Source organism: Streptococcus infantis, assembly GCF_047464155.1.
Lineage (GTDB): Bacteria > Bacillota > Bacilli > Lactobacillales > Streptococcaceae > Streptococcus > Streptococcus infantis_U.
In genome coordinates, this window is the sequence record NZ_JASHCL010000003.1 from 228,895 (window position 1) to 242,452 (window position 13,558).

At 41.3% G+C, this 13,558-nt stretch carries 13 protein-coding genes; 10 read left to right on the forward strand and 3 right to left on the reverse strand.

What is annotated here, in order from left to right:
- Positions 1-6: 6 nt before the first annotated feature.
- The 10 genes from QM810_RS07370 (at position 7) to tig (ending at position 9,530) form a co-directional block, all read left to right on the forward strand.
- The gene (locus QM810_RS07370; protein ID WP_414254381.1) at positions 7-696 is read left to right on the forward strand and encodes a response regulator transcription factor; all 690 of its coding nucleotides are present in this window, start codon (positions 7-9) and stop codon (positions 694-696) included.
- A 95-nt stretch (positions 697-791) separates the two neighbouring features.
- On the forward strand, positions 792-1,787 hold the full coding sequence (cbpF, locus tag QM810_RS07375; RefSeq protein ID WP_414254382.1) for a choline-binding protein CbpF: 996 nt from the start codon (positions 792-794) through the stop codon (positions 1,785-1,787).
- A 122-nt stretch (positions 1,788-1,909) separates the two neighbouring features.
- Positions 1,910-2,788 (forward strand): mevalonate kinase, encoded by an 879-nt coding sequence (gene mvk / locus QM810_RS07380; RefSeq protein ID WP_414254383.1) that lies wholly within the window; start codon positions 1,910-1,912, stop codon positions 2,786-2,788.
- On the forward strand, positions 2,770-3,723 hold the full coding sequence (mvaD, locus tag QM810_RS07385; RefSeq protein WP_414254384.1) for a diphosphomevalonate decarboxylase: 954 nt from the start codon (positions 2,770-2,772) through the stop codon (positions 3,721-3,723). The genes mvk and mvaD overlap by 19 nt, the downstream gene beginning before the upstream one ends.
- Positions 3,710-4,723 (forward strand): phosphomevalonate kinase, encoded by a 1,014-nt coding sequence (locus QM810_RS07390; RefSeq protein ID WP_414254385.1) that lies wholly within the window; start codon positions 3,710-3,712, stop codon positions 4,721-4,723. The genes mvaD and QM810_RS07390 overlap by 14 nt, the downstream gene beginning before the upstream one ends.
- Positions 4,701-5,702: a type 2 isopentenyl-diphosphate Delta-isomerase gene (gene fni / locus QM810_RS07395; protein WP_414254386.1), complete on the forward strand. Its 1,002-nt coding sequence runs from the start codon at positions 4,701-4,703 to the stop codon at positions 5,700-5,702. The genes QM810_RS07390 and fni overlap by 23 nt, the downstream gene beginning before the upstream one ends.
- A 94-nt stretch (positions 5,703-5,796) precedes the next feature.
- Positions 5,797-6,495, forward strand: a complete 699-nt coding sequence (gene liaF / locus QM810_RS07400) for a cell wall-active antibiotics response protein LiaF (RefSeq protein WP_414254387.1) — start codon at positions 5,797-5,799, stop codon at positions 6,493-6,495.
- On the forward strand, positions 6,492-7,490 hold the full coding sequence (locus QM810_RS07405) for a sensor histidine kinase (RefSeq protein WP_414254388.1): 999 nt from the start codon (positions 6,492-6,494) through the stop codon (positions 7,488-7,490). The genes liaF and QM810_RS07405 overlap by 4 nt, the downstream gene beginning before the upstream one ends.
- Positions 7,491-7,501: 11 nt before the next feature.
- Positions 7,502-8,134 (forward strand): response regulator, encoded by a 633-nt coding sequence (locus QM810_RS07410; RefSeq protein WP_414254389.1) that lies wholly within the window; start codon positions 7,502-7,504, stop codon positions 8,132-8,134.
- Between the two features lie 112 nt (positions 8,135-8,246).
- The gene (gene tig, locus QM810_RS07415; RefSeq protein ID WP_414254390.1) at positions 8,247-9,530 is read left to right on the forward strand and encodes a trigger factor; all 1,284 of its coding nucleotides are present in this window, start codon (positions 8,247-8,249) and stop codon (positions 9,528-9,530) included.
- Positions 9,531-9,577: 47 nt separating this feature from the next.
- On the opposite strand, the gene QM810_RS07420 is transcribed toward tig, so the two are convergent.
- From QM810_RS07420 to rnhC, 3 genes are all read right to left on the reverse strand, one after another.
- Complete coding sequence (locus QM810_RS07420; protein WP_414254391.1) at positions 9,578-11,944, reverse strand: ATP-dependent RecD-like DNA helicase; 2,367 nt, start codon at positions 11,942-11,944, stop codon at positions 9,578-9,580.
- An 89-nt stretch (positions 11,945-12,033) separates the two neighbouring features.
- On the reverse strand, positions 12,034-12,648 hold the full coding sequence (gene lepB, locus QM810_RS07425; protein ID WP_414254392.1) for a signal peptidase I: 615 nt from the start codon (positions 12,646-12,648) through the stop codon (positions 12,034-12,036).
- 9 nt (positions 12,649-12,657) lie between these two features.
- Complete coding sequence (gene rnhC / locus QM810_RS07430; RefSeq protein WP_414254393.1) at positions 12,658-13,533, reverse strand: ribonuclease HIII; 876 nt, start codon at positions 13,531-13,533, stop codon at positions 12,658-12,660.
- Positions 13,534-13,558: the final 25 nt, after the last annotated feature.

The window sequence follows — 13,558 nt, forward strand, 5'->3', positions numbered from 1 at the left end:
TCAGCCATGGGGAAACGGATTTTATTACTTGAGAAAGAAAGAAATCTAGCTCATTTTTTAAGTCTGGAACTCCAAAAAGAGCAATACCGAGTTGATCAGGTAGAAGAGGGACAAAAAGCCCTCTCCATGGCTCTTCAGACAGACTATGACTTGATTTTACTGAATGCTCATCTAGGGGATATGACAGCCCAGGATTTTGCAGAACAGTTGAGTCGGACCAAGCCAGCTTCGGTGATCATGGTCTTGGACCATCGAGAAGAATTGCAAGACCAACTTGAAACAATCCAACGTTTTGCTGTTTCATATATCTACAAGCCAGTCATTATCGATGATCTAGTGGCTCGTATTGCAGCAATTTTCCGAGGTCGGGATTTTATAGACCAACACTGTAGTCAAATGAAGGTTCCTACATCCTATCGAAATCTGCGTATGGATTTAGCAAACCACACTGTCTATCGTGGAGATGAGATGATTGCTCTCACACGTCGTGAATATGACCTTTTAGCAACCCTTATGGGAAGCAAGAAGGTCTTAACTCGTGAGCAGTTGCTGGAAAGTGTTTGGAAGTATGAAAGTGCGACCGAAACCAATATCGTGGATGTTTATATCCGTTATCTACGTAGCAAACTTGACGTAAAAGGTCAAAAGAGCTACATTAAAACCGTGCGTGGTGTGGGTTATACCATGCAGGAATAGAAAAGCAGTTGCAGTTATGTAACTGCTTTTTTTGAGTTTATTATATATTGACATATAGTCTTGTCTTTGCTACAATCATTTTGGAGGAAACAAGAATGAAATTTTTGAAAAAAATGATGCAAGTCGGTCTAACAGTATTCTTTTTTGGTCTGTTAGCAACAAGTACGGTATTTGCGGATGATTCTGATTCAGAAGGCTGGCAATTTGTCCAAGAAAATGGTAGAACCTACTTCAAGAAGGGGGAACTCAAAGAAACCTACTGGCGAGTGATTGATGGTAAGTACTATTATTTTGATCCTTTATCTGGAGAGATGGTTGTCGGATGGCAATATATACCTGCTCCACACGAAGGGGTTACGATTGGTTCTTCTATAAGGCAAGATGTTGCTTTTAGACCAGATTGGTTTTACTTTGGTCAAGATGGAGTACTACAAGAATTTGTTGGCAAGCAAGTTTTGGAAGCAAAAACTGCAACAAATACCAACAAACATCATGGGGAACAATATGATAGTCCAGCAGAGAAACGCGTTTATTACTTTGAAGATCAGCGTAGCTATCACACCTTAAAAACTGGTTGGATTTATGACGAGGGGCACTGGTATTATTTACAGAAGGATGGTGGCTTTGATTCTCGCATCAACAGATTGACTGTTGGGGAGCTCGCACGTGGCTGGATAAACGATGATTCAACTTGGTACTATCTAGATCCAACAACTGCTACAATGCAAACGGGATGGCAATATCTTGGTAACAAGTGGTACTATCTCCGTTCATCAGGAGCTATGGCAACTGGCTGGTATCAAGACGGCTCAACTTGGTATTATCTTGACACTGAAAATGGGGATATGAAAACAGGTTGGGCTTCTATCAATGGCTATTGGTATTACCTCCGTTCATCAGGAGCTATGGCGACAGGCTGGCTTCAAGACGGCTCAACTTGGTACTACCTCAACGTAAGTGATGGCGATATGAAGACTGGATGGTTCCAAGTTAACGGTAAATGGTACTATGCCTATAGTTCAGGTGCCTTGGCTGTGAATACTACTGTAGGTGGCTACTACGTCAACTATAATGGTGAGTGGGTTCAGTAATGAAAACAAGCGATTGTGAAGGAAACAATCGCTTTTTTTGTGAAAATATAATAAAATAGAAAGGAATAAAGTTCTAAAATTTTATCTAGAAAAAGACGATTTTCATCTGATAGTAGGATTAAATGACAAAAGAAGTTGGTGTCGGTCAGGCACATAGTAAAATTATTTTAATAGGAGAGCATGCAGTGGTTTATGGCTACCCAGCCATTTCCTTGCCTCTTTTAGAGGTTGAAGTGACTTGTCGGGTGGTTCCAGCAGCGACACCATGGCGTCTTTTTGAAGAGGACACCTTGTCTATGGCTGTTTATGCTTCCCTTGAGTATCTAACTATCCAGGATGCTTGCATTCGTTGTCAAATCGACTCGGCTATTCCTGAAAAACGTGGGATGGGTTCTTCAGCAGCCATAAGTATTGCGGCTATACGAGCGGTATTTGATTATTACCAAGCGGAACTTCCACATGATGTTTTAGAAATTTTGGTTAATCGCGCTGAGATGATTGCCCATATGAATCCTAGCGGATTGGATGCCAAGACCTGTCTTAGTGACCAGCCTATCCGTTTTATCAAGAATGTTGGTTTTGAAGAACTAGCCATGGACTTGTCGGCTTATCTGGTCATTGCAGATACAGGAGTCTATGGACACACTCGTGAAGCTATTCAAGTTGTAGAGAGCAAGGGTAAGGAAGCTTTACCTTTCTTGTATGCACTTGGAGAGTTGACCCAAGAAGCTGAAGAAGCAATTAAAACAAAAGATGCTGTGAAGCTGGGTGAAATTCTAACCAAAGCTCATGGAAATCTAAAAGAAATCGGAGTTAGTAGCCCTGAGGCAGATGCTTTGGTTGAGACTGCCCTTGAACATGGAGCTCTAGGCGCCAAGATGAGTGGTGGTGGTCTAGGAGGTTGCATCATTGCCTTGGTTGCTAATGCAAGCCAAGCGCATGAACTCGCAGAAAGATTAGAAGAGAAAGGAGCTGTTCAGACATGGATCGAAAGCCTGTAACAGTACGTTCCTATGCCAATATTGCTATTATCAAATATTGGGGTAAGAAAGCAGAAAAAGAGATGGTTCCTGCAACTAGCAGTATCTCTCTAACCCTAGAAAATATGTATACGGAGACGACCCTTTCTCCTTTGCCAGCAGATGCAGGCTCGGATGCCTTTTACATCAATGGTCAGTTGCAAAACGAAGCTGAGCATGCCAAGATGAGTAAAATCATTGACCGCTACCGTCCTGAAGGAGCAGGGTTTGTTCGTATCGATACTAAGAACAATATGCCAACAGCAGCAGGTCTTTCTTCAAGTTCCAGTGGTTTATCTGCCTTGGTCAAAGCTTGTAATGCATATTTCCAACTTGGACTGAATCGCAGAGAATTGGCCTTGGAAGCTAAGTTCGCATCTGGTTCTTCATCTCGTAGTTTTTATGGACCGATAGCAGCTTGGGATAAGGATAGTGGAGAGATTTATCCAGTTGAAACTGACTTGAAACTAGCTATGATTATGTTGGTCTTGGAAGACCAGAAAAAACCAATCTCTAGTCGGGATGGCATGAAACTCTGCGTGGAGACTTCAACAACATTTGAGGACTGGATTCGTCAGTCTGAGCAAGACTACAAGGATATGTTAGTCTATCTCAAGGAAAATGACTTTGAGAAAGTTGGAGTATTAACAGAAAAGAACGCTCTTGCCATGCATGCTACGACAAAAACTGCAAATCCGCCGTTCTCTTATCTGACAGATGCGAGTTATGAGGCTATGGATTTTGTTCGTCAGCTTAGGGAACAAGGAGAAGCTTGTTACTTCACCATGGATGCGGGGCCTAATGTAAAGGTTCTTTGTTTAGAAAAAGACTTGGAACATTTATCAGAACTCTTAGGTCAACGCTATCGCTTAATCGTTTCAAAGACAAAGGATTTGAGCCAAGATGACGATTGTTAAAACTTGTGGGAAGCTCTACTGGGCTGGTGAGTATGCCATTTTAGAACCAGGACAGTTGGCACTAATAAAAGCTATTCCCATCTATATGACAGCTGAGATTGAGTCCTCAGAAGTTTATCGACTCTACTCAGATATGTTTACTTATAGTGTAGACATGCGCCCGGATTCTTCCTATGCCTTGATTCAAGAAACAGTTGCCTTGGTGGAGGAATATCTGACTTCCCGAGGAGTTGAACTGCAACCTTTTTCTTTAGAGATTCGCGGGAAAATGGAGCGTGAGGGCAAGAAGTTTGGTCTGGGTTCTAGTGGTAGTGTTGTTGTCTTGGTCATCAAGGCCATGCTTGCTTTTTATGAAAGACCAGCCGAAAGAGACCTCTTGTTTAAACTAGCGAGTGCTGTACTTCTCAAACGTGGAGACAATGGCTCTATGGGAGACATCGCCTGTATCGTTTCAGAAGCCCTGGTACTCTATCAGTCATTTGATCGGGAGAAAGTGGCACAATGGCTAGAAAAGGAAGACTTGCCAACTGTATTAGCACGTGATTGGGGCTTTTTTATTAGGAGTGTTGAACCGGCCTTGGACTTTGATTTTCTGGTAGGTTGGACCAAGGAAGTAGCGGTGTCTAGTCACATGGTTAAGCAAATCAAGAACAATATGAATGCTAGTTTTTTGCGGGCTTCAAAAGAAACTGTAGGCTCTTTTGTGCAGGCTTTGCATGAAGGCCAAGAAGAAAAGATAATGGAGCTACTAGAACAAGCTAGTCAACTCTTAGAAAACTTGAGTTCAGATATTTACACCCCTTCTCTCAGACAATTAAAATATGCCAGTCATGACTTGAAAGCTGTTGCTAAAAGTAGTGGTGCTGGTGGTGGAGACTGCGGCATTGCCCTTAGTTTTGACCAAGATTCGACCACATTACTGAAAAAACGCTGGGCTGATCTAGGGATTGAGCTCTTATATCAAGAAAGGATAGGACATGACGATAAATCGGAAGGATGAGCACATCCGCTATGCCCTTGAACAAAAAAGTTCTTATAATAGTTTTGATGAAGTGGAGTTAATCCACTCCTCACTACCCTTATATGACTTAGATGAGATTGATCTTTCTACAGAATTTGGAGGGCGCAAATGGGATTTTCCTTTTTATATTAACGCCATGACAGGTGGGAGTGATCGGGGCAGAGAAATCAATCAAAAATTGGCTCAGGTGGCTGGGGCCTGTGGAATTTTATTTGTGACGGGTTCTTACAGTGCGGCACTTAAGAATCCATCGGATGACTCTTTCTCTGTCAAGTCAAATCACCCAGACCTCCTCTTTGGAACCAATATTGGCTTGGACAAACCTGTTGAACTGGGGTTACAAACGGTCCAAGAGATGAATCCCCTTCTCTTACAAGTTCATGTGAATGTTATGCAGGAATTGCTCATGCCAGAAGGTGAGCGTCAATTTAGATTGTGGCAAAACAATCTGAAAGATTATGCTGATCAAATCTCTGTTCCCCTTGTTTTAAAAGAGGTCGGCTTTGGTATGGATGTGAAGACCATTGCTAAGGCATACGAGATAGGCATACGTACGGTTGATTTGTCTGGCCGTGGGGGAACTAGTTTTGCCTATATCGAAAATCGTCGTAGCGGTCAACGGGACTACCTCAATGATTGGGGGCAATCGACCATGCAGGCTCTTATCAATGCCCAAGACTGGAAAGATAAGATGGAGCTTCTGGTAAGCGGAGGTGTTCGCAATCCACTAGATATCATCAAATGCTTGGTCTTTGGAGCCAAGGCGGTTGGACTCTCACGCACCATGTTAGAACTGGTTGAGAATTACTCAGTTGATGTCGTTATTTCCATTGTTGAAGGTTGGAAGGAAGACCTACGCTTGATTATGTGTGCCCTTAATTGTGCAAGGATTGAGGATTTGCAGCAGGTCGAGTATCTCCTTTATGGGAAATTAAAAGAAGCAAAAGATCAACTATAAGGAGGTCGGGATTTTGGTCCCGGTCTTTTTATCATTCCTCAGACTGATGTGACTTTTTGGTTTTGTGATACAATAACATAGAGAGGACGGATACATGCGAAAATTTCAAATTTTTCTATTTATTGAAGCTTGTTTATTGACAGGAGCTCTGATTATGATGGTATCAGAGCATTTTTCCCGTTTTCTACTAATATTGCTCTTGTTTTTACTGCTGATTCGATACTATACTGGTAGACAGGGGAATAACTTCATTTTAGTGGCAGTGAGCATTCTATTTTTCTTTATCATCATGCTCAATCCCTTTGTAATTTTAGCCATCTTTGTAGCTTTGATTTACAGCCTTTTCTTACTTTATCCTATGATGAACCAGGAAAGAGAAGATACCAATCTGATTTTTGAAGAAGTTGTGACGGTGAAGAGAGAGAAAAATCGCTGGTTTGGTAATCTTCACCATTTTTCAAGTTACCAGACTTGCCGTTTTGACGATATCAATCTTTTTCGTCTCATGGGGAAGGATACCATTCATCTAGAACGTGTGATTTTGAGCAATCATGATAATGTCATCATCTTGAGAAAACTGGTCGGTACGACTAGAATTATCGTACCAGTGGATGTAGAAGTCAGCCTCAGTGTTAATTCTTTGTATGGAGATTTAACCTTCTTTGACCAGCCTAAGCGAGCTTTGCGCAATGAACAATTCCATCAAGAAACGAGAGATTATCTCAAGAGTCCTAAGAGTGTTAAGATTCTTTTGACAACCATGGTTGGAGATGTTGAGGTGGTGAGAGGATGAAAAAGCAACCCTATATTTTAATTGGACTCACCTCATTTCTCTTTGTTGCTTTTCTATTTCGAAGCATTTTTAAGGTCTTAGATTTGGAGTGGACTTCTCTCTTCCAAGATTTAGAAAAGACAGAAAAAGTCCTCTTTCTAGCTTTGATGTTTAGCCTTGCCCTAGCTTTTTTATTAGTCCTATTTTGGACAATGGTTGACGAAATTTCAAGAAGAAGAATCCAAGCAAATCTTAAACGTCTGCTAGCTGGTAAAGAGATTGAAAGGCTTGGAGATGCTGATTTAGATGCAAGTTTTAGAAACTTGTCAGGAAAGCTTGGTTTGTTGACAGAAGCTATCCAAAAAGCAGACAATCAGGCCTTGGTCAAAGAAGAAGAAATTGTTGAAAAGGAGCGCAAGCGAATCGCGCGTGACTTGCATGATACGGTTAGTCAAGAAATTTTCGCTGCTCATATGATACTATCAGGTCTCAGTCAGCAAGCTTCTAAGTTAGACAGAGTGAAGATGCAGACACAACTCCAGAGTGTGACTGCTATTTTGGAGACTGCTCAAAGAGATTTGCGTATTCTACTATTGCATTTGCGTCCTATTGAACTGGAACAAAAGAGTTTGGTGGAGGGGATTCAGATACTCCTTAAAGAACTAGAAGAAAAAAGTGATCTAAAGGTAAGCTTTAAATATCAGGTAACTGCATTACCTAAAAAGATTGAAGAGCATATTTTCCGTATTGTCCAAGAATTGATCAGTAATACCCTTCGCCATGCTCAAGCTTCCTGTCTAGATGTTTACCTTTATCAAACCGAAACCGAGTTACAATTGAAGGTGACAGACAATGGTCGTGGTTTTCAGCTAAATGATGGAGACGAACTGAGCTATGGTTTACGGAATATCAAAGAACGAGTGGAAGATATGGCAGGGACCGTACAACTATTAACAGCACCCAAGCAAGGTTTAGCAGTTGATATTCGTATTCCCTTACTTGATTTAGATAAATAAGAGGAAGTAAGATGAAACTATTATTGGTAGATGACCACCAAATGGTGCGTCTGGGATTAAAAAGTTATTTCGAATTACAAGATGATGTAGAGGTTGTAGGAGAAGCAACCAATGGTGCGGAAGGGATTTCTATGGCCTTGGAGCTTCGTCCGGATGTGATTGTCATGGATATTGTCATGCCTGAAGTCAATGGGATTGACGCTACCCTAGCTATACTCAAGGAATGGCCAGAGGCTAAAATCTTGATTGTGACTTCTTACCTAGACAATGAAAAAATCATGCCGGTCTTGAATGCTGGGGCTAGGGGTTATATGCTTAAAACTTCGAGCGCAGATGAGTTGCTACACGCAGTTCGTAAGGTAGCAGCCGGTGAATTTGCTATTGAACAAGAGGTGAGCAAGAAGGTAGAATACCACCGTAATCACGTCGAACTACATGAAGATTTGACAGCTCGTGAACGAGATGTCCTTCAACTAATCGCTAAAGGCTATGAAAATCAGCGCATCGCAGATGAGCTTTTTATCTCTCTAAAGACTGTTAAAACTCATGTTTCAAACATCCTTGCTAAACTTCAGGTTAGTGACCGTACCCAGGTGGCTGTTTATGCCTTTCAGCACCACTTGGTAGGCCCTGACGAATTTTAGAGAAGTTTGAAAGCAACTTAAGCATGGAGGAAAAGCGCATCCATTACTTGAAAAAATTCGCTACTATATGGTATAATGGACTGTATTAAAAATTTTAAGGAGAAATGACAGAATGTCTGTATCATTTGAAAACAAAGAAACAAACCGTGGTGTCTTGACTTTCACTATCTCTCAAGACCAAATCAAACCAGAATTGGACCGTGTATTTAACTCAGTAAAGAAAACTCTTAATGTTCCTGGTTTCCGTAAAGGTCACCTTCCACGTCCTATCTTCGACCAAAAATTTGGTGAAGAAGCACTTTACCAAGATGCAATGAACGCTCTTTTGCCAGATGCTTATGAAGCAGCTGTAAAAGAAGCTGGACTTGAAGTAGTTGCTCAACCAAAAATTGACGTAACTTCTATGGAAAAGGGTCAAGACTGGGTTATTACTGCAGAAGTTGTTACAAAACCTGAAGTTAAATTGGGTGAATACAAAAACCTTGAAGTTTCAGTTGATGTAGATAAAGAAGTGACTGACGCTGATGTAGATGCTCGTATCGAACGCGAACGCAACAACTTGGCTGAGTTGGTTATCAAAGATGGTGCTGCTGAAAACGGCGACACTGTTGTTATCGACTTCGTTGGTTCTATCGACGGTGTTGAATTTGACGGCGGAAAAGGCGAAAACTTCTCACTTGGACTTGGTTCAGGACAATTCATCCCTGGATTTGAAGACCAATTGGTTGGACACTCAGCTGGTGAAACTGTTGACGTTATCGTAACATTCCCAGAAGACTACCAAGCAGAAGACCTTGCAGGTAAAGAAGCTAAATTCGTGACAACTATTCACGAAGTTAAAGCTAAAGAAGTTCCAGCACTTGATGATGAACTTGCAAAAGACATCGACGAAGAAGTTGAAACTCTTGACGAATTGAAAGAAAAATACCGCAAAGAATTGGCTGCTGCTAAAGAAGAAGCATACAAAGATGCCGTTGAAGGTGCAGCAATCGATAAAGCTGTAGAAAATGCTGAAATCGTTGATCTTCCAGAAGAAATGATCCACGAAGAAGTTCACCGTTCAGTAAATGAATTCCTTGGCAACTTGCAACGTCAAGGTATCAACCCTGACATGTACTTCCAAATCACTGGAACTACTCAAGAAGACCTTCACAAACAATACGAAGCAGAAGCTGAGTCACGCACTAAGACTAACCTTGTTATCGAAGCGGTTGCGAAAGCTGAAGGATTTGACGCTACTGAAGAAGAAATCCAAAAAGAAATCGAGCAATTGGCTGCAGATTACAACATGGAAGTTGCCCAAGTACAAAGCTTGCTTTCAGCAGATATGTTGAAACACGATATCACAATCAAAAAAGCTGTTGAATTGATTACAAGCACTGCAACAGTAAAATAATCTGAAAAGATAAAAAGCCCACCGGATTCGGTGGGTTTTCTTATGCTTTATTTTCCGAAAAACTCCTGAAGGTCATCCTGGCTAATTCCAATCATAGCTGGGATACTAGACCAGTTTTCTTCGGTCAGGATGTAGGATTGATGAGGGGTAGATTGATTTGTGGTTTCAAGAATAGGCTCATTTACTTCTTCAGAGCTTTTAGTTAAGTTGCTGAAACGTTCAATTAAATAGGTCTTGCGAGCTGTTCCGATGTGCTTGGTCGCATAGTCAAAGGCCTGTAGTTCACCAAGTAGGATGAGTTTGCTTTTGGCGCGAGTGATAGCAGTGTAGATGAGATTTCGCTCCAGCATGCGCTTGCTAGCACTGGTAATCGGTAAAATCACAACTGGAAACTCACTACCCTGAGACTTATGGATACTCATAGCATAGGCCAGACGAATTTTGTACCATTCATTTCGAGGATAGGATACCTCGTTGCCATCAAAATTGATCATGATTTCATCTTGCTTGGATTCAGTGTATTTTCCAGGAATCAGGTCTGTAATATAGCCTAAGTCTCCATTAAAGACATTGACTTCTGCGTCGTTAACGAGATGAATGACCTTATCGCCTGTGCGATAATGAAACTGACTTGCTTCAAAACTAATTTGTCCCTTTTGCAGAGGATTGAGCAGTTCTTGCATGAGTTGATTGATGGCATCAATTCCTGCTGTACCACGGTACATAGGAGCTAGAACTTGGATATCACGAGCAGAAATGCCACTTCTAATAGCAGCATCTAGGATTTTTTCAATGGTCGCAGGGATATGGTTACTAGCGATTTCAAAGTAGGAACGATCTGCTTTTTTCTGAGTGAAATCTGCAGGTAAAATTCCCTGACGAATCTGACTAGCAAGGGTGACGATGGTTGATTCTTCGCTCTGACGGTAGATTCTTTCCAAGCGTGTTTGAGGAATACTCGAAATCTGGAGTAAGTCAGCTAATACTTGACCAGGACTAACAGAAGGTAACTGATCGCTATCTCCAACTATGAGAATTTTACTATTAGAGGAGATATTGGAGAAGAGTTGGTTGGCTAGCCAGGTATCCACCATTGAGAACTCATCCACAATGATAAAATCAGCATCTAGATAATCTTCCAAATGACTGGTGTCGTCGTCTCCAGTCATCCCCAAGTGGCGGTGAATGGTTGCACTAGGCAAGCCTGTCAATTCATTCATGCGACGAGCGGCGCGACCGGTTGGAGCAGCTAGGAGAATCGGTAGATTGCTCTTTTTCTTGAGATCAAGTCCTTCCATTAGAGCATAAACACCAATAATCCCATTGATAACAGTGGTTTTACCCGTACCAGGTCCACCTGTCAGGATAAAGACCTTGTTTTGGATAGCGTCGCAGATAGCCTGTTTTTGAATAGCATCGTATTGGATGCCTAATTCCTTCTCAACAGTTGCGATATGCTCCTGGATGGTTTTTATTTCATGTTTATTGGGTTCTTCTTTTTCAAGGATGCGAATGAGGTGATTGTGAATCCCTTCTTCAGCGAAAAAGAGACTGTTGTCAAAGATTTTGGTGTCAACCTGTTGAACTTTTTCCTCTTCAATAAGATTGGATAATTCTTGAGCAAGTTGACTGGGTTCTAATTCTACTGGACGTGAGGATTCAAGCAAATTTAGAGTCTTCTCCAATAAATCTCTAGCTTCAACATAAGTATCCCCACTTTCCATACAAGCATTTAAAAGACTATGAACGAGCCCTGCTCGGAAACGTTCTGGAGCCTGACTTTCAATCCCCAATTCTTGCGCCAATTGGTCAGCGATAGTAAAGCCCAAGCCCTTGATATCTTCTACCAGTTGGTAGGGATAATTTTCAACGATATCGATGGTTTCCTCTTTATAGGTATCCTGGATTTGAATAGCTAATTTATTGGGAATTCCGTAGTTGGCAAGCTTGACCAAGACCATTTCTGTCCCGTAGTTGAGGCGAAGCGTGGAAACGAAGGCCTCACGACTTTTAGAAGGCAGCCCTGAGATGGTTTTGAGTTTCTCAGGATGCTCTAGGATTTCATCAATGGTATTTTCTCCATAGAGTTCTACTATCTTTTGAGCGGTTTTAAGACCAATTCCCTTGAAATGACTACTAGAGAAATACTTGACCAATCCCTTACTAGTTGGTTTTGCTCTTTCGTAACGGGTAATTTGTAGTTGTTGACCATATTTGGAGTGTTGGACAATCTGCCCCCAAAAAGTGTATTCTTCTCCCTCGATGATATCAGCCATGGTCCCTGTAACAATGATCTCGAAATCATCAAACTCCTCAGCATTGGTATCCTCTATATCTAAGAGTAGAATACGGTAAAAATTGCTGACATTTTCAAAAATAATACGTTCAATCGTACCTGTAAAATAGACTTCCATATAATTCCTTTACATTCCTAAATGAAATCAAATCATTCAGAATAGAATGAGAAGAGGCTGAGATTCGTGTTCTCGGCCTCTTAGTGTTATTAGAATGTTCCGATACGTTTGAGTGGCCAGAAACGGAATTTAGCCTCTCCAATGATATCTTTTTCTTTAAAAGTACCAACATGTCGACTGTCACTAGATACTAGACGGTCATCACCAAGTAGGAGGTATTCTCCCTTTGGAACAGTGAAGGTAAAGCTAGTATTGAAATTAACATCTAAGGTAAAGGCATCAGCTTTTTCAGCAAGGCTTCTGAAATATTCGCCTTTTTTTCCATCCCAACTTTCTCCAGTATAGGTGCTTTGAAGTTTATCCTCTTTAAAGCGTTTGAGATAATCAGCTAGGTAAGGCTCATCAGTTTCTTGGTCATTGACGTAGAGCTTATCATTTTCGTAACGGATGGTATCACCTGGCAATCCGATGACTCGCTTCACGATGTCTTTATTCCCTTCATCCTCATGAGCGACAACTATATCAAAGCGATCGATAGGGAGATGTTTGACAACGAAGAGAATCTCTCCATCAGCTAGAGTAGGGTCCATGGAGTGTCCTTCTACACGAACATTGCTCCAGAGAAAGAGACGGCTGAGACCTACTAATGCAATAATCAGGAAGAAAATTCCCCATTCTCTTATAAATGATTTTAAATATTTCATGGTTCACCTCTATAGAAGTTTTTTGGCTTTTTCAGTATTTTTAAAATGAAGTTTGGCGCAGAAGTTGAGGCCTTTCATTCCATAAGCTTGTAAAATTTGACTGGCAACCTTATCAGAAGCGGCACCAGCCCCACTCGGAAGTTGGTAGCCAAGCTCTCGCCCTAGGTTTTCAAGATTTTCTAGGAAGAGATCACGCGCAATAATGGAGCTAACTGCAACAGCCAAGTACTTGCCCTCAGCTTTTTCCTCTAGCGTGATTGGATTAGGAAAATGATTGGCTTCATTTTTTAGATACTTTTCATAATTTTGTGAGCTAGTAAAGGCGTCAATAACAATTTTTTCAGGTTCAACTCCCTTTTGAAGGAGGAGATAGATTGCTTGATTGTGAAGAGCTACCTTGACCGAAACAGCATTATAACGTTCCCCAATGACTTCGTTATACTTACTTGGCGAAAGAAGGAGTGCTTGATGCTGAATCCTCTCCTTAAGAAGGGGAGCAATCTGACGAATCTTTCGGTCAGTTAGTGTTTTAGAATCTCCAACCCCAAGTTTTCGTAAAAAGTCATGCTGATCAGGAGTTACAAATGACGCCACTACAGCCAGACCACCGAAGTAGGAACCATTTCCAACCTCATCTGTTCCAATCAAGGGGAAATTCTGCCCGCTAACTACTTGTGCTACTTGATAACCGAAAAAGCTAGCAAAGCTTTCAGCGGCTTCCCCTTGCAATAGGACTTTCCCAGATGTATAGACGGAAACACTGGCTTGAGGAAGTTTTAAAAAGTAGCGAATATAGGGATTTTTACTAGGAGTGAGTGCATGTTGATGCTTTTGAACAAAATCCTGAATTTCCTTTTCACTCGGAGTTAATGTGATACTTGCCATAGTCTCTATTGTACCATAAAAGCGC